The following is a 15,362-nucleotide window of genomic DNA, read 5'->3' on the forward strand; positions in this document are numbered from 1 at the left end:
CCCTCCCCTGCCCCGTAGCAGCAGCCTCGCAGGCTCGGCAGCTGCTACAAACACAGGTGCTAAGCGCTTTATTTTGTCTTATCCGTGGGTGTGCAGAGGGTGTGAATCTGGAACTGAACCCCTCCGAGTGATTCCTTGATCTGATCGGCTGCGTGCTGACACGCCTCCATATTCTTGTACTCGGCATGGTCGACCGCTGTCGCGGGCTGTGCGCCGTTGGTGCCGAGAATGACCCAGAGAATGAAGTTCATGATGCCCCCGTCTTTCTATGTAGGTGATTGAGTCTAGCCATGGATTGATGCCTGCCGCCAAAGCACCTTAATGATTGACTGCTCAGCGCTCATAGCGCAGCGCATCAACCACTACCCCAAACGCTGACGAGTGCTCACGGCGGTTAGGGTAGTAGAGATGGTAGCCAGAAAAAGGTTGGCACCAATCCTCCAGTACCCGCACAAGACTTCCGTCGGCAAGCTCCTTGGACACCATATCTTCCGGCAAGAAACCCAACCCGCAACCCGCCACGGCAGCGCGCAGGATCGGCCCACTGCTGTTGAACGTCCATTGCCCTTCGACACGCGCTTTCAGTTCGTGACCGTCTTTTTCAAAATCCCATTGCATCAGGCTTCCATGGGTGGGCAGTCGCAAATTGATGCAATTGTGTGAGGCCAAATCACCCGGTTCCTTCGGAAAAGGCTGCTGTTTGAAATACTCAGGTGATCCCACGACTGCGATTCGCAACGACGGACCGATCGGCACGGCAATCATGTCCTTGGCCACTTGATCGCCCAGACGCACTCCTGCGTCGTAACGCTGCGCGACAATGTCGGACAGGGCGTAGTCGACGGTGATTTCCACTTTGATGTCCGGGTAGCCGGGAAGAACCTTCAATAATTTCGGCCAAAGTATGTTGTTCGCGGCGTGTTCGGAGGCTGAAATCCGCACGTTGCCGGCCGGGGTATCACGAAACTCACTGACGGCGGCCAGCTCAAATTCAATTTCTTCGAACCGTGGCGCCATGGAGTGATACAACCGCTGGCCTGCCTCGGTGGGGGATACGCTGCGCGTGGTTCGGGTCAGCAGCCGAACGCCAAGCCGTGTTTCCAGAGCGCGCATTGTATGGCTCAGGGCGGACTGCGAGACGCCCAGCTGTGCGGCGGCGCGGGTGAAGCTGCCTTCGCGGGTGATGACCACGAAGGCTTGCAGGTCGTTGAGATAGGCTCGGGGCATTGATGAGAACCTCTCATGAGGAGCACGGGATCATCCCATGTAATCAGCGGCGAGCATTTGAAACCCTCTTCATTTGTGTCAAATGAACAGCGAATTACAGGGTTCTTGCGTAGAACCCTGTCAGCTTGCCGACAGCGGCGTCGACATACTGGGGCACCCAGTAGGTTTCGATATGTGTTGCGCCGTCGATAATGAACAATTCCTTGTCCTGGGTGCCCGTGGCTTTGGGGAACGCATCCTGGGTCATGTACAGGCTGTCGGCCTTGCTGCCCGCGATCATCAGTAACGGCTGATTAATCAGTTCGATCTGTTGGGTGGCGTCGAAGCGCATCAGGTCCAACAGGCTGCTCGTGGTGTATTTGAAGGTCGAGCTGGGGTGCGCGTGCGTCTTCCAGTAATACTCGTAACCCTGGCGATACAAGTCGAACGGCAGTTTGGCGATCTGCTCGTCGGTGAGATTGGCATCCCCTGAGTAGAGCACTTCGCCGCCGGCCGCTTCCTGGGCGCGGGCTGCGGAAGCCTGTTGCAGGCGTTGTTGAATCGTGTCCAGTTGAGAGTCGTTGTAGCCATTGCGACGCACCCGTCCCGAGTTGAACATGCTCACCGTCGCCACCGACTTGAATCGCTTGTCGGTTTGCGCTGCGGCCAACGAGTAGCCACCACCGCCGCAGATGCCGAGCAGGCCCAGGCGTTTCCCATCAACACCCGCGTACTGTGTGATGAAGTCCGCCATGCCGTGGATATCTTCAATGCGGTTCGCGGGCTTGTCGACACTGCGCGGTTGTCCGCCACTTGCGCCTTGGTACGCGGCATCTGCAGTAATGGTGATATATCCCTGCTCAGCCAGTCGCTGCGCGTACAAACCCGCCACCTGCTCTTTCACTCCACCGTTGGGGTGCGCCACCACCACCGTTGGATAGACCTTCTTCGCATCGTAGTTGGCCGGGGTGTAGACATTGGCGGCGATGACCAGGTCATTGAGCTTGTAGGTGACCGGATGGATATTGACCTTGCCGGGCTCATTGCTGGTCATTGCGCCGTCGTAAGCCAGCGTAAACAGGTTCTTTTTAGAGTCCGCGGCTCCGGCCTCGCCAGCAGAGAGACCGACCATCGCGGCCATGAAGGTTGCCTTCAAAAACGTGTTTCTCATGTGATGCTCCTGAGCATTAAAGATGCAGCGGCGTACGTCTCGTCAGTCCAGCTTTTTCTCTGCGAGGAATCTGGACACCAGGTCTGCGATCTGTACGTTGTTCAAATCCGACATGGGGAAGTGGGTATTGCCCTTGATACCCATCTGCGGCAAGTGGATCAGCCTCACGTCCCCGCCATGCCGGTTGACGGCATCGCGCCATAGCCGGGCCATCGTGAGTCGGGCGCGCCAACTGTCCTGGGCAGGCAAGTCGACGGCCTGCTCCGGGATGTTGTCGCCGTAGAGGACAAGGATCGGAATGTGCGTCAACGCCATGAATTGCTCCATCGGCACCGCCGTCCCCTGCACCGTGTCAAACGCGCTGGGAATCGGCGCAGGTAATTCACCCTCCGGGAACACGAAGCTGCTGCCCGGCTCGAAGGCCACAATGGCCTTGACCTTGTTGTTCTTGATCGCCGTCAACCAACCGGGACCGCCACCCTGTGAGTGAGTGAACAGGATGCCGGGGCCGATTCTGTCGAAGACCGCCGACACGCCATCAGCAACCACGCCCATGTCGAACGGCCCGGTGTTCGGCGTCATCGCGCGGAAAAACTGGTCGCGCGTTTGCGCATCCCGGGCAACCTGCACACCGTCGAAATAGTCGGGCCACAGGCCGATGCGGAACTGGTTGAACCAGAGTTGCTCGTCCGGCACGGGCTTGACCGTCGCCTCGACCATGCTGCGCCCGGCATCGCCACGACGCGGCTGGTCGATCAGGTACACGCCGAACTGGCGGCGCAGGAAGATGTTCTGGAAACCTTCCCGGCCATCAGCGGTGGTTTCCCAGGTCTTGGAGAACTGGCCTGCACCGTGCCACATGACGATGGGCAGCTTTCGGGCATCGACCGGGATTTGGTAGAAGGTGTAGGCATGGTCACCGTGGTAGGTCTGGCCATCAGGTGTCATGGGTATACGTGGGTTGAACGTGCCCGGTGCGGTAATCATCGTCCCGCCAGCGGCGAAGCTGCCTTGCTCCTGAATCATCAAGGGAGCAACGATACGGCTTGAGTCACTGGCATCGGCCGCACCGGTGGCAAGCAAGCCCAGCAGGGCCATGCTCCGCAGATTTTTTCCAGTTTTCATATCAACCTCCCGAAGCAGCAAGTGCTTGTGTCAGGGCTGTACTTGCCCGTTTGGCGGAGAGTTCATCCCCGCGCTCGGCCAGAACCTCGCTGACCTGGCGCAGTTGCTCCGCGCTCAGCCCTACCCGCATGCTCGCCCGCATGTGCGAGCGCAACTGCGACTCCGCACCCGGCGTTGCGGCCAGAGCCCCGACGGTAGCCAGTTCCCGGCTTTGCCAGTCGAGGTTGTCGCGCTCGAAGATGTCGCCGAACAGATGGGCTTGTAAAAACTGGTTGATGACAGGCGCGAAATCGAACACCGGTCCCTTGACCGGTCCGCCCGAGATACGGGTTTGATTGGCCGCTCCTGCTGCAAGCAAGGCCTCACCTGTTGGAATGGCTCGGCTGGGTTCACGTCCAGGAGCGTCGTGGATGCCACGTTGTTTGCGCGCTTCGACAACGTTCATCAGCTCAGTCAGTGCATTCAGGCTGCGCGGAAAACCGACATAGGCGTAGAGCTGCGTCAGGATTTCCTTGGCTTCGCTGACCGTCAGCCCGGCATCGAGCCCTTGATTCAACGCAACGTTGAGCGTGGGCATATCGCTCGTGGCCATGAAGGCTGCGATCAGCGGGATGGTCTGTTGCTTGGCCGACAGCGTGTCTGAAGCGGGTTGTGTGTGGGTGACGGTTTGCGATGGCACGACTTTCTGAGCGGCAACGCTCGCCCCTTCGTACTGCGCCTCTGAGACCTTTTCCGCCCAGGTGACGGCTTTGCCGTCTTCGGCTTCGGCGATTGCAATGTGGGTCATACCGTTGGCGGCAGTAGCCCCATGCCAGTGACGTGTTTGCGGCGGGATCCAGACGATGTCACCCGGATGGATTTCCTGACGTGGGCCGCCCTCTTGCTGCACGTAACCGACGCCGGCAGTGACAATCAGCGTTTGCCCCAGCGGATGGGTATGCCACGCCGTGCGCGCGCCGGGTTCGAAGGTCACCGTGCCACCGCCGATGCGGGCTGGGTGATCACCCTTGAACAGCTCATCAACACGTACCGTGCCCGTGAAGTTTTCTGCAGCGCCCTTCACTGAAGGCTGAGAGCCTGCACTGCTGATCCGGATTTCGCTGGAGGCCTGGGCGCAGGTTTCTCCGGCCAAGAGCGACAACGCAACAAGTGGGGCAATCAGGGGATTCATTGATGGTGCTCCTAAAGGGGGTAGTCGACAGCAAGGCAGAGGAGAAACGCGCATTAGCGTGTGAGATGGCGGTCGCTCAACCATGCGTTCACGCGTTCCATGGTTTTGCGCTCCTGCTCACCCTCCATGACGAACCCCTCCATCACGGTGGACTTGGGCGCATGGCTTTGGAGAACGGAACCAGTATTTGGCGCACTCAGGGCACGTCGGCCTGGTGCAATACCGCTGCGCAAACAGTAAGCGAGCTAAGGGATCGGCACTAGACGGGTAAATCGGCAAGGGTTCATGAGGTGCATTCATCAGTCTGAAGGCGCCCGATTGGTTAATGCCGATCAGTTAAAGGGCAAAAACCTGTGGGAGCGAGCCTGCTCGCGATGGCGGATTGTCAGGCAACGCAAGTGTAGACTGTGCCACCGTCATCGCGAGCAGGCTCGCTCCCACAAGGATTTCGGCGTTCAGCGCCTTAACTGATCGGCATTAGCCCAATCGGTGCTTTCAGCAGTATCAAGCGATTTTGATGACAACCTTCCCAAACGCCCCTTTCGCGAGATGCTCGTAAGCTTCTCGTGCTTGCTCGAACGGATACACTTGGTCGATCACAGGACGAATCTTGTGCTCATTGAGGAACGCATTCATCCGGTCAAACGATGAGCGTGGTGCCACGGCGATACCGCGAATGGTCGTCTGGCGGAAAATGAGTGGCATCAGATTGAGTTCAACGGTCTGCCCGGTCAAAAAGCCGATTTGCGCAATCCGCCCGGATGCCTTGGTCGCTGCGACCGATTGGTTGATGCCGTTGCCGCCCGCCACATCGAGCAGCAGATCCACGCCCTTGCCTCCGGTCAGCTTCAGCACTTCGTTCGCCCAATTCGGCGTCGTTCTGTAATTGATGCCCGCCACCGCCCCCAGTCCCTTCACGGTTTGCAGGTTCTGGGCTGGCCGGGAGCGACGAATGGCTAACTGATCCAGCGGTGTCGAGGTGGTGTGCCGGTTTCGCGTGCATGCCACCTCGATCAGTAAAAGCGTGCTGGCACTATTCGTCCATGCTGACACCCGATCCCCCTAATTCCTGGGGGACATCCTTCAGCTTGGGCAATCCATCCTTGATGTGCAGCACGGTCTCCTGATAGTGGACGTGAACGCCTGGCGAATACGCGAGATCCGGGATGAGCGCGGCATACACGTCGATAAGCCCCATCCCCGAGTGTTCAGTGAAGAGGTGCCCGCCGCAGTGCTTGCACCATTTGCGATAACTCTGCGGGGTCTTGTTGTAGGTGCCAATGTGGTCAGCCCCCCGAGTGACTTGCACCGCGTCGGGTTTCCACAGCGTGAAGGCATTGACCGGCCCTGCTGACCAATGCCGACACGACTCGCAATGGCAATAACCCATGGCGGCCGGCTCACCGCTGACGGTGAACTCGACGGCGCCGCAAAAACAACTGCCGGTGTAAGAACTTTGAATGCTCATGGCATGACTCCTTGATCAGTGGTTACGGATGCCGCTGGCGTTGCGATGGATCGCCTGAGCGCTACCGGCGTCAGCCGTCGATGTAGCGCACCGCTGTCGCCGGCGTGCGTCGAACCTGCAGTTCGAAAATGTCAGGGCGCGCATAGTGCCCGGTGACGTCGAGCGCCCTCCTCGCTGGCGCCACGACTGAGACATCGATGTCCGCATACAGAATGCCTGCCTCTCGGTGTAACGGACCGGCCACGATGCGGCCTTGGGGGTTGACCACCACCGAGTCGCCGTCGTTGATCCATTCGTCCGGATCGGGAAACAGTTGCGCACGAGCCGGAAAGTCATCGGGAATGTCGCTGCCGCGCAGCGTGGTACCACTGCCGAGCACCCAGCATCGGCCTTCGAGTGCGATATGTCGCATCGTGCAGATCCAGCCCTCGCCAGAGTCGTACGTGGGAGCGATGTAGATTTCCACCCCCTGGGCATACAGTGAATAGCGCGCCAATGGCATGTAGCTTTCCCAGCAGATAAGCGCACCCACGCGCCCGATGGGGGTATCGACCGTACGCAATCCGGACGCATCACCGAAGCCATGCACCATGCGCTCGGGATTGGTTGGCATCAGCTTGCGGTGACGGTTGAGCACTTCGCCGTTCGCGCCGATAACGACTACGCTGTTGTAGAGCGTGCCGCCGCCATTGCGCCGCTCGCATTCATTGATGCCGCAAACGATCGTCACGGCGTGAACGCGGGCGGCCTCGCACAACTCGCTCAGGTCACCGTTCGCAATATCGACGGCGTTGGCCAGGAGCCGCGCATGCAACTGGCCCATTAAAGCCCCGTCCCTTCCCGCCGCCAGCCGCCAGATCCATGACGGGTAACCTGGAATGAACTGTTCGGGTAAAACGATCAGCGAGGCTCCCGCCGCAGCGGCCTCAGCGACCGATTGCACGGCTCGGGCGATCGTCGCGCTGCGATCGAGCAGCACGGGCGGTCGCTGAATGATGGCTATCGTGGTCATGAAGTTCTCCTGTGGCGTTGGGCTATCGAGGGCTTCAGCGTGCGCGTGGTGAAGTCGCGGGACTAGTTCAGAATCTGAAGTGTTGTAGTTGCGGAGGAGAGGCGATGGACGAAAGCTACGGTCAGTTCTGCACCGTCGCACGCGGTGCTGAAGCACTGTGCGAACGCTGGACGCCCTTGGTCGTGCGCGAGCTGCTGTGCGGCAGTAAACGCTTCAATGAACTGCACCGCGGCGTACCCCGGATGTCCACCAGTTTGCTGGCACAGCGGCTGCGCCACCTGGAAGAGATCGGTGTCGTACATCGCACGGCCGCAGGCAAAGTCTGGGAGTACAGCCTGACTGAAGCAGGCGAGGATTTGCGCCCCATCATTATGGCGCTAGGCCATTGGGGCGCGCGCTGGATAGGCAGCCGCCTTGGCGATAACGAACTCGACGCGGGCCTGCTCATGTGGGACGTGCGCCGGTTCGCGCGCATCGAGATGTTCCCGTCCCGAGCGGTGGTCATTCAATTCAGGTTCCGCGACGCACGCTCCGGCGAGCAAGAGTGGTGGCTGGTGGTCGAACATGGCGTGGCCGATCTGTGCCGCGACGACCCTGGTCGCGAACTCACACTCGTCGTGGACTCTAGCGTGCGCGCGTTGACCGAAGTGTGGACTGGCGACCGCACACCCAGGGAGGTTCTTCTGTCGCGTGAGTTGCGTGTGGACGGTGCCGTGCAGGATGCGGAAAACCTGTGGCGCTGGCTCGGCACGAGTGCGTTTGCCGGCACCCGGAGCGCTGCAATCGTACCTTTGTAATAACTATCGAAAAACGTAAGGGTTGGACTGGCAAGCACTTGGGCTGAGGATGCTTGCCATAAAAACCACTAATGTGAATGGCCTACTCTCTCCTCTCTAAATCCCGTTAGCTGCTTTTTGCCGGTAGCTGCCTGGTGCTGACCGTTCATTTTTTGGACGATTTCTGACTGTCGCGAAGGGCCGTAGTCGACCGATTCTGTTGAAAAAATCGGTTTTCAGCCTGAGTAAAATCAAGCACAGCTACCTTGAAAAACGCCGTTGCGTTGCTTGATTGTCATCTTTTTCCCAAGACTTGAAATACTGGTATGCCCCCGCTAAACCTAAACGTCGTACCTAGGGGGAGACAAGATGTCCGTTCGATTCGTTGTGGTAAACGCAAGACCAATGGAGCATAACCAAGACAGTGGAAGCGCAAATCCAGCGAGTCACGTTGCTCGCGGCTATCTCATCCTGGACAGGCATCAAGACCAAAGACTTCCAGACTGCTATATGAGCCGTAGTGAAGCCCAAGAAGAATGCGATAGAAGAAATGAGTCGTAGTGTCGAAGCTGAGCGGTACTGGAGCTTCTGCAGGTTTTGCATCAACCAGGAAGCCATCAGCAGAGAAAGCTTCTTGATGTAGACCGCGTATTGGGCAGGGATTGCGTCACTCGTTTACCCACATAACACAACGGATAGCTCCTCATTCTTCCAGAACCCGCCAGCTGTGATGTTCGCCGATCTGACCATGGCAATGAATGAATAGCCCTTGCCGAATACGGCAAGAAAAAGCGACGCTTACGTTTCATGGAGCGCTTAGATGCAGCGACAGCTTGTCGCGAAAATACATGCGCCGAATTTTGCCCATCATTTCCATGCTGATCACCCTGTGTTCTCCTGCTCAAAAATTGAGCAGAAGCAGTTGAACACCTGGGTCAGTTTTCGGTCAGCTGCAACAGGGTAAACACCTCGACGGCATTCCTGCCGCCTCTCTTGGCGCGGTACATGGCTTCGTCGCCATAGCGCAGCAAATCGCGCAAATTGTCAGCCAAGTCGGGATATATCACCACGCCGATACTTGATGAAATGAAGAGTGTTACACCGTTATCCATGACAAAAGGTTGTTCAAGTATCAGGCGGATTTTCTCCGCAACCACAACGGCATCTTCTGCATTCCCGGCATCCGGCAGGAGGATGACGAATTCATCACCGCCAATTCGCGAGGCGGTATCAGACTCACGCAGTACAGACCTCATACGGGATGCGACCTGGGCCAATAACCAATCTCCGGCCTCATGCCCGTGTTGGTCATTGACCGCCTTGAACTTGTCCAGGTCAATAAACAGTAACGACAGCTTACGTTCTTCCCGTTTGGCGAGCGCGATCAGTTGTCCCAGCCGATCTTCCATCATTCGGCGGTTTGGCAAACCGGTCATTCGGTCGTAGAACGCCAGTTTGCGGATGACTTCTTCAGCCGCCTTACGCTCAGTGATGTCCATGGCGATGCCAATCTTTGCGGGTCGTCCGTTAAGTGACATACCCGATCCGTACACCGCCAGATCGAACAACGATCCATCTTTCCTGCGCGCTTGGTATTCGCTGGCCAGGCCCTCGATCCTGCCATCTGGGTGCAATGGCATATTGGCTTCGAGCAGATCGTGATCACCTTCCGCCACCAGGTCGAACACACCGAGCGATTCAAGGAGCCTATGTTGCTCAACGCCGAACATCTGAGCGAGTCGTGTATTCGCAAACACGAATTTATGATCCTGGATTATGTAGACGCCGACTGCTGAAGTTTCAGCCACGCCGCGAAACATCGATTCAGCACGCATGAGGTTCAGGTGTTCCTGCTCGAGGTTACCAATCAGAGTGCCGATCCGCCGCGCGGAGTCATTAAAGGCATCCACCAACTGCCCCACCTCATCATTGGGCTGGTGTTCGATATGGACTTGATAGTTGCCGTTTGCCAGTTCGCGACTGCCCTGCGCGAGCCTCAGCACCGGACGAACGAAGCTTAGCCGGACAATCAACCACATCCCGCCCAGGAACAGTATGTCCACCACCAACAACAGATAAGCGATATTTAGCTCGTCTTCCTGTTCGCGGTGCATCTCCTTTATCAGTGATACCATCAGCTGATCGACATCGTCGAGCAAACGTTGTGAACTCTCGGCAAGAGCGCCCATCTGCCTTGCATCCGGACGGGAGGTACCGTCACGCAGCAGCGCCGACTCGATATCTTCGCGGTAGCGCTGCCAGGCGATTCTGATCTCTTCTAACTTGAGCTGCTGTGGCGGTGTCATTCGCCGTATTTGATCGCTATTTGTATTTCCTCGGTGCATCAGCGTTCTGACCGCATCCTCATAGCTCTTGATGTCTGATATCGCAGCCTCCTTGCCGGGAGACCATCCGTTCAAAAAGCTGCTGGTGTTGAGCGCCATCCGGTGACCGAGGTAACGCATTTTGCCCGCAACCCGCATCGTTTCGTCAAAACCGGTGAATTCCGCGAACATGGCGTGCACGACCAGGATATTGCCAAGCCCGAGCAGCAGCAGCGCCAGGAACACAATCCCGATTTTCTTGCTGAGTCCAAAACGGGGCGCGACGGAAGGGCTAGAAAGAGATGGCGGACTTGGCATAAGTTCTTCTGTCATGTTTTTGACTCGGTTCGTCATGCGCTGATGGACAATGGATCAAGGTTTCACTTAGTTAGCACGTCGGCCAAAGCGGCCGGATTCCGTTGCAACCGCGTAAGAATCTGGTTTTCTGACCTGCGGATCTCTACGGGAAGCGCTACTTCGTCCACGACAAGTCAGTTTTCAAAAGCTCGAAGAGGGCTATCAGCCTGCAGCTGGCTAGAAAGTGTCAGGAAAACGCTGCTGCGTAGATTTAGGCCGGTTTTTTCACGGCTTCTGCTACCAGCCATTTCGGTTGACGCCCCGTCTTTTCTATCCAGCCGAAACAGCACAGACGGCAATAACGTCGAGGTTGACCGCGGCAGGCAGGAAATGAAATGCATCGGGCGCTCGGAGTAAGTCATGACGTCTTGGCTCCCCACAGAAACAACCGGTGCCAGACACTTTGCCCGCCGCCTGAGGCCCAGACGTTGGAGAGGGAGCAATTCTTGGCGTAACAGCTTCCAGAATTGGGTGTCACTGAGCATCTGAAAACCCTGTTGTTGCGTTTCTCAAGTTGGCTGGGCTTAGTGACCTGAGAGGCAATTCGTTCATCCCTACGAGCCAGCAACAGGTACTACAAATTCAAATAGATAAATGCACTGACCAAGCAGGCCCCAAGACGGCGTTTATCAGACGTAAGGCAGGCGGTGCGGCAGGCCACAACTTGCCAGGTAACATCACCATTCTCGTGCTGTTCTTACCGTTCTGCGTCGGCATAGCCAAGAGCTGCCGTAGTAAGGCATCTCCTCGACAAAACCGCTCTGAAATAGGTTGACCTGCACTTCGCTGAACAATGAATAACGCTGAAAACTTATGAAAGGCACCCTTTAAGCGCCGGCCCTCGCTTGTTTCACAGACCCGCAGGGCCTCGTTCAGACAGGCTTGATGGTAAGCCAAATCCTTGTTTTGCTCACATCGAAAATCTGTCCCTCCTCGATCATCGCCAACACGAGTGCATCTGCAATGCGATAGCGATCACGGGCGGCCGGACAATCTCTCTTCGCCCATGCGCCATGACACTGAATGCGTTCTGCGACACCTGCACAAACAAGACAACTCATGTGATCACCATTGTTTTTTAATAGTTTGTAGCTGATCTGTCGTTTTTCAGCCGCTTTACTCTAAAAACCCACTGCATGTGCAATCACGGAAAGCAACCATGCACGCAAGATTCAGAGTGATGAGACCACCACACTGGGCGATGGCAGCAAGCGATACAGGGTCGTTGATCTTGTAGAAAGCGGTTCAGCTAGTAAGCATGGTTTCTTCAAGGTTAAGAGAGAGGCAGACGCTGTTTGCTCGACATTGAATGCTGAGCATCCGAGTCAGTTAGTAGTGCCCGACAGGGAGACGCAGAGCTGTCACGCTCAAAGGAAGCAAACAGCCAAGTTGATTCCGTGGACGAAGCAGATCGAGTTTGCAGGCAAAGCCTATATCCCGCGTTGGTACCCTATATACCTGACAGGTGTGCCGCAGATGAGTGCGGCTCAGCTTCGTCGCTACATGCCGTTTCTTCTATCGCATTCTTCTTGGGCTTCACTGCATAACGAATAGCAACTCGACGGGAGCAAATCCATTGCCTTTATCGGGCGGCCTTACTCTCTGTTCGCGTATAGCTGCTCACTGCACCAGACCCTTTCATGGAAATCATCGTTTTTCATTGCTCGGCTGGGCGCAATACATTCCAATTCAGAGCGGATGCTGGATGGGGCATGCCCTAATACGCGGCCTCAATACCACAAGGATATTGGGTATGGCTGATTGGGGGAAGCTCGACCGACTTATTGCGGAGTCTTGGTTATGATCGACTCGGCAGCGCTCAATTGCGCACGTTAACCCCATGGCCAGCCGTCTTCGGGGGACAAGTACCAGTACGTGCAACCGCCGGTTCTGCCGGACATAGAGCACAGTGTGATCAGTTTCACGCTATGTGGCCGGAGAGAAAGTATGCAGTGGTTCATGAAGTTAAAGCTGGGGGCAAAACTGATCTTCACGTTCCTTGCAGTTTCCGCAATGGCATTGATGATTGGCGTACTCGCCTACATGAATATCTACAAGGTTGCCGACATGATGGCCAGCATGTACGCCGACCGTCTGGTGCCGATCCGCGATCTGGGGTATGCCAATAGTGAACTGAAGGAGAATATGGCCCGGATTTACAGGGCTTGCACGGAAACCGACCTGAAAGTGATGGCGTCCCTGACACCGAAAAACCAGGCGTCGGAGCGCCACATCGTCGACCTCATGAATGCGTATCGCCAGACGTTACTGGTTGATGGCGAGAAACAAAACTTGAGCGTGTTCGACCAGCAATGGCCGCTCTATATCCAGGCGGCGCAGAAAGCGCTGGCATTGGGGGTGGCGAACAGGAATCTGGAGGGGCTCGCGGTGCTGCAGGTTGAGGTTATGCCGTACTACACGGTATTGCAGACAACCTTGGAGACGATGATCAAGATCAACGAGGATACCGCCAGTCACGGGATCGCCGAAGCCGATGTAATCGTGGGGCGGATCGGCCAGACAATGGTGGGCCTGGTGATAGGTGGCATTGCGCTGGTCATCCTGATCGGTTGGCTGATTACCCGCATGATTGTGCGGCAGATTGGTGGTGAGCCGTCCTATGCAGCGGATATTGCGCGCAAGGTGGCAGCCGGTGATTTGACAGTGACACTGCACACCAAAGCCAGCGACCGCTCCAGCCTGTTGTACGCATTGAAAATAATGCTCGAACAGCTGCAAGCGTATTACGCACAATTGGAGCAAAAGGTCGATGAACGCACTGCTGCCTTGACGGATGTGCTCGCGCAGCAAGCCGCCAGCATGAAGGTGAAAGCCAGCCTGATCGCCGAAATCCAGGAAAAGAATCGTCAACTTCAGGTCGCCGACCAACACAAAAGCGACTTCTTGGCCAATATGAGCCATGAGATTCGCACGCCGATGAACGTGATCATCGGCATGAGCTACCTGACGCTGAAAACCGAATTGAACCCGCGCCAGCGCGATTACATCGACAAGATCCAGCAGTCTGGCAAGCATTTGCTGGGCATCATCAACGACGTGCTCGATTTTTCCAAGATCGAAGCCGGCATGCTCAATGTCGAACAGACTGAGTTTACCGTTGAGCAATTGCTCGACAATGTGGTGAGCCTGGTGGGTACGCGGGCCGTGCAGCGCAACCTGGAATTGATCCTCGATGTGGCCAGCGACGTCCCGACCACGCTGATGGGCGACCCGCTGCGCCTGGGGCAAGTCCTGGTCAACTTTGCCGGCAACGCGGTCAAGTTCACCGAACAGGGTGAGATCTCAATCGTGGTTCGTTTACAGGAGCGCAGCGAGTCCGATGCGCTGCTGTATTTTGCGGTCAAGGACACCGGCATCGGTCTGTCCGAAGAGCAAATGGGGCGTCTGTTCCAAAGCTTCCAGCAAGCGGACACCTCGACGACCCGTCAATACGGCGGCACCGGCCTTGGCCTGGCGATTGCCAAGAAGCTGGCCGAATTGATGGGCGGCACGGTTGGCGTGGACAGCGTCATGGGCCAGGGTTCGACCTTCTGGTTCACCGCTCGGGTTGGCATCGTGTCAGAAGCGCGCAAAAACCTGCCAAACCCGCACAGCGGCCGGATGCTGGCGGTGGATGACAATAACAGCGCCCGTCACGGTGTTTCGCAGGAGGCTCCCATGGGCCGCAGCATGGCGGCGATTTTCGGTGCGCGGGTACTTTTGGTGGAGGACAACGCACTGAACCAGCAGCTGGCGAACGAACTGCTGAGCGATGCCGGATTGCTGGTCGATATTGCTGGCAATGGAGAAATTGCCGTCGACCGGGTGCAAACGTGCGGCTACGACTTGGTGCTGATGGACATGCAGATGCCCGTACTCGATGGCGTGAGCGCGACGCGTGCCATACGTGCCTTGCCAGGCAAGCGTGATCTGCCCATCGTTGCCATGACCGCCAACGCCATGCTGGCCGATCGCGAACGCTGTAGGGATGCAGGCATGGTGGATTTTGTCGTCAAACCGATCGACCCAGACGTACTGTTCCGTACTTTGCTGCGCTGGATCGAGCCTACCGGCGCAACGGCAGAGGCTGTAGGCACCCAAATGACCGATATCACCTCCGATGGGGACTTGAATCTCTGTGGTGTGGACGTGTCGGCCGGGCTACGTCGAGTGCTGGGCAAACACCGTCTGTATCTGGATTTGTTGAATAGCTATCTGACCGGTCAGAGCTCCTTGCTGTCGCAACTGAGCGCGGCGCTGGCGGTAGGTGAACTGGAGACGGCCGAGTTGCTGGCCCATAGCTGCAAGGGCATGTCAGCGACCATCGGTGCCAACACCGTCGCGCAGGCGGCAGATGCATTGGAGCAGGCATTGCGTGCAAAGAGGCCACTCGATGAGCTGCAGGTCTGTCTGCAAGATTTGACTGCGCCTTTGGAGGCATTGCTGGGGCAATTGCGCGAGAAACTGCCCTGTGCGGTCGAAGCAGCCCCAATAGCCATCGACGTTGGCGAGTTGCAGGCGATTTGCCGACATCTCGATGAGCTCCTGGGTGACTTTGATGCGCAGGCCGTGCCGTATTTCGCGACACATGCGGGCGTCCTGCGCGGTGCGTTTGCCAACAGTTTCCCGCAACTGGAGGGGGCGGTGAAACGATACGAGTTCGAGGGGGCGCAGGTCATTCTGAGCGAGGCCCTGCTGACCTATGAAGCAGACGCAATGAACGGGTAGCCGCCGCTCGTGACGATAGTACTC

The 15,362-nt window shown here is 57.2% G+C and carries 10 protein-coding genes and 2 pseudogenes; 2 read left to right on the forward strand and 10 right to left on the reverse strand.

Going from position 1 to position 15,362, the window contains the following annotated elements:
• Positions 1 to 68: 68 nt before the first annotated feature.
• The 9 genes and pseudogenes from PMI22_RS09655 to PMI22_RS09625 all read right to left on the reverse strand — a co-directional run bounded on the left by PMI22_RS09655 (position 69) and on the right by PMI22_RS09625 (position 7,153).
• A complete protein-coding gene (locus PMI22_RS09655) occupies positions 69 to 251 on the reverse strand; it encodes a hypothetical protein (protein WP_007947145.1) in 183 nt (60 codons plus the stop codon).
• An 82-nt stretch (positions 252 to 333) separates the two neighbouring features.
• The gene (locus PMI22_RS09650) at positions 334 to 1,227 is read right to left on the reverse strand and encodes a LysR family transcriptional regulator (protein ID WP_007947146.1); all 894 of its coding nucleotides are present in this window, start codon (positions 1,225 to 1,227) and stop codon (positions 334 to 336) included.
• A gap of 94 nt (positions 1,228 to 1,321) precedes the next feature.
• Positions 1,322 to 2,377 (reverse strand): alpha/beta hydrolase, encoded by a 1,056-nt coding sequence (locus PMI22_RS09645; protein ID WP_007947147.1) that lies wholly within the window; start codon positions 2,375 to 2,377, stop codon positions 1,322 to 1,324.
• Positions 2,378 to 2,419: 42 nt separating this feature from the next.
• Positions 2,420 to 3,502, reverse strand: a complete 1,083-nt coding sequence (locus PMI22_RS09640; protein WP_007947148.1) for an alpha/beta hydrolase — start codon at positions 3,500 to 3,502, stop codon at positions 2,420 to 2,422.
• 1 nt (position 3,503) lies between these two features.
• Entirely contained in the window at positions 3,504 to 4,673 is a 1,170-nt protein-coding gene (locus tag PMI22_RS09635; protein ID WP_007947149.1) for a (R)-mandelonitrile lyase, read from the reverse strand.
• A 53-nt stretch (positions 4,674 to 4,726) separates the two neighbouring features.
• Positions 4,727 to 4,861 (reverse strand): annotated as a pseudogene (locus tag PMI22_RS32075) (flavodoxin); the annotation flags it as partial.
• A 316-nt stretch (positions 4,862 to 5,177) separates the two neighbouring features.
• Positions 5,178 to 5,609: pseudogene (locus tag PMI22_RS0129525) on the reverse strand (zinc-binding dehydrogenase); the annotation flags it as partial.
• 97 nt (positions 5,610 to 5,706) lie between these two features.
• Positions 5,707 to 6,141 carry a GFA family protein gene (locus PMI22_RS09630; RefSeq protein ID WP_007947151.1) on the reverse strand — a complete coding sequence of 145 codons (435 nt, stop codon included), beginning with the start codon at positions 6,139 to 6,141 and terminating at the stop codon, positions 5,707 to 5,709.
• Between the two features lie 70 nt (positions 6,142 to 6,211).
• Positions 6,212 to 7,153: a carbon-nitrogen hydrolase family protein gene (locus tag PMI22_RS09625; RefSeq protein ID WP_007947152.1), complete on the reverse strand. Its 942-nt coding sequence runs from the start codon at positions 7,151 to 7,153 to the stop codon at positions 6,212 to 6,214.
• A 104-nt stretch (positions 7,154 to 7,257) separates the two neighbouring features.
• Here PMI22_RS09625 and PMI22_RS09620 point away from each other — a divergent pair, with 104 nt between their 5' ends.
• Positions 7,258 to 7,950 carry a winged helix-turn-helix transcriptional regulator gene (locus PMI22_RS09620; protein WP_007947153.1) on the forward strand — a complete coding sequence of 231 codons (693 nt, stop codon included), beginning with the start codon at positions 7,258 to 7,260 and terminating at the stop codon, positions 7,948 to 7,950.
• Between the two features lie 914 nt (positions 7,951 to 8,864).
• Here PMI22_RS09620 and PMI22_RS29975 read toward each other — a convergent pair.
• A complete protein-coding gene (locus PMI22_RS29975) occupies positions 8,865 to 10,586 on the reverse strand; it encodes a diguanylate cyclase (RefSeq protein WP_007947154.1) in 1,722 nt (573 codons plus the stop codon).
• A gap of 1,983 nt (positions 10,587 to 12,569) precedes the next feature.
• On the opposite strand from PMI22_RS29975, the gene PMI22_RS29980 reads away from it, so the two are divergent.
• The gene (locus PMI22_RS29980; RefSeq protein WP_162131652.1) at positions 12,570 to 15,338 is read left to right on the forward strand and encodes an MCP four helix bundle domain-containing protein; all 2,769 of its coding nucleotides are present in this window, start codon (positions 12,570 to 12,572) and stop codon (positions 15,336 to 15,338) included.
• Positions 15,339 to 15,362 lie beyond the last annotated feature (24 nt).

Origin of the sequence: Pseudomonas sp. GM21 (assembly GCF_000282215.1) — a bacterium.
Lineage (GTDB): Bacteria > Pseudomonadota > Gammaproteobacteria > Pseudomonadales > Pseudomonadaceae > Aquipseudomonas.

Excerpts from the sequence above, each read along its gene's own strand:
- PMI22_RS09655 (WP_007947145.1), bottom strand. The coding sequence starts at position 251 with ATGAACTTCATTCTCTGGGTCATTCTCGGCACCAACGGCGCACAGCCC.
- PMI22_RS09650 (WP_007947146.1), bottom strand. The coding sequence starts at position 1,227 with ATGCCCCGAGCCTATCTCAACGACCTGCAAGCCTTCGTGGTCATCACC.
- PMI22_RS09645 (WP_007947147.1), bottom strand. The coding sequence starts at position 2,377 with ATGAGAAACACGTTTTTGAAGGCAACCTTCATGGCCGCGATGGTCGGT.
- PMI22_RS09640 (WP_007947148.1), bottom strand. The coding sequence starts at position 3,502 with ATGAAAACTGGAAAAAATCTGCGGAGCATGGCCCTGCTGGGCTTGCTT.
- PMI22_RS09635 (WP_007947149.1), bottom strand. The coding sequence starts at position 4,673 with ATGAATCCCCTGATTGCCCCACTTGTTGCGTTGTCGCTCTTGGCCGGA.
- PMI22_RS09630 (WP_007947151.1), bottom strand. The coding sequence starts at position 6,141 with ATGAGCATTCAAAGTTCTTACACCGGCAGTTGTTTTTGCGGCGCCGTC.
- PMI22_RS09625 (WP_007947152.1), bottom strand. The coding sequence starts at position 7,153 with ATGACCACGATAGCCATCATTCAGCGACCGCCCGTGCTGCTCGATCGC.
- PMI22_RS09620 (WP_007947153.1), top strand. The coding sequence starts at position 7,258 with ATGGACGAAAGCTACGGTCAGTTCTGCACCGTCGCACGCGGTGCTGAA.
- PMI22_RS29975 (WP_007947154.1), bottom strand. The coding sequence starts at position 10,586 with ATGACAGAAGAACTTATGCCAAGTCCGCCATCTCTTTCTAGCCCTTCC.
- PMI22_RS29980 (WP_162131652.1), top strand. The coding sequence starts at position 12,570 with ATGAAGTTAAAGCTGGGGGCAAAACTGATCTTCACGTTCCTTGCAGTT.